Below are 1261 nucleotides of genomic sequence, written 5' to 3'. Positions count from 1 at the left end.
AAAATCCGTTTTTTGAAGTTTTCAAAGTTCCGAAAACCAAAGGCATTGCGCTTGATAAGTTTGATGAGATTATTGGTGGCTTCCAGTTTGGCGTTGGAATAGGGTAGTTGAAGGGCGTTGACAATCTTTTCTTTATCCTTGAGGAAGGTTTTAAAGACAGTCTGAAAAAGAGGATGAACCTGCTTAAGATTGTCCTCAATAAGTCCGAAAAATTTCTCTGGTTCCTTATTCTGGAAGTGAAAAAGCAAGAGCTGATAGAGCTGATAGTGGTGTTTCAAGTCTTCTGAATAGCTCAAAAGCTTGTCAAGAATCTCTTTATTCGTTAAGTGCATATGAAAAGTAGGGCGATAAAAACGTTTATCACTCAATTTACGACTATCCTGCTGGATGAGCTTCCAGTAGCGCTTGACGGCCTTGTATTCATGGGATTTTCGATGAAACTGATTCATGATTTGGACACGGACACGACTCATAGCACGGCTAAGATGTTGCACAATATGGAAACGATCTAGAACGATTTTAGCGTTTGGAAAAAGTTGTCTAGCCAAGTCATAGTAGGGGCTAAACATATCCATAGTAATGATTTTCACTCGACATCGGACTGCCCTATCATATTTAAGAAAGTGATTTCGGATAATAGCTTGTGTTCGTCCCTCAAGAACAGTGATAATATTGAGCTTTTCAAAATCTTGTGCAATGAAGCTCATCTTTCCCTTAGTAAAAGCGTACTCATCCCAAGACATAATCTCAGGAAGACAAGAAAAATCATGCTTAAAACGGAAGTCATTGAGCTTGCGAATGACAGTTGAAGTTGAAATGGACAGCTGATGGGCAATATCCGTCATAGAATTTTTTTCAATCAGCTTCTGAGCAATTTTTTGGTTGATAATACGAGGGATTTGGTGATTTTTCTTGACGAGAGAGGTTTCGGCGACCATCATTTTTGAACAGTGATAGCACTTAAAACGGCGTTTTTTAAGGAGAATTCTAGTAGGCATACCAGTTGTTTCGAGGTAAGGAATCTTAGACGGTTTTTGAAAGTCATATTTCTTCATTTGACTTTCACAATCAGGACAAGATGGGGCGTCGTAGTCCAGTTTGGCGATGATTTCCTTGTGTGTATCCTTATTGATGATGTCTAGAATCTGGATATTAGGGTCTTTAATATCGAGTAGTTTTGTGATAAAATGTAATTGTTCCATATGATTCTTTCTAATGATGGTTTGGTCGCTTTTCATTATAGATCTTATGGGACTTTTTT

At 38.1% G+C, this 1261-nt stretch carries 1 protein-coding gene; it reads right to left on the bottom strand.

Annotation, left to right across the window (positions count from 1 at the left end):
- Positions 1-1202: ISL3 family transposase (locus tag K4Z77_RS09715; RefSeq protein WP_224219183.1), on the bottom strand; the 1202-nt coding region annotated here is incomplete at its 3' end.
- Between the last annotated feature and the right edge of the window lie 59 nt (positions 1203-1261).

Origin of the sequence: Streptococcus mitis subsp. hohhotensis (assembly GCF_020089495.2) — a bacterium.
Lineage (GTDB): Bacteria > Bacillota > Bacilli > Lactobacillales > Streptococcaceae > Streptococcus > Streptococcus hohhotensis.
Note: the sequence above shows the minus strand (reverse complement) of the source record. Positions and strands in the feature narration are given on the sequence as shown.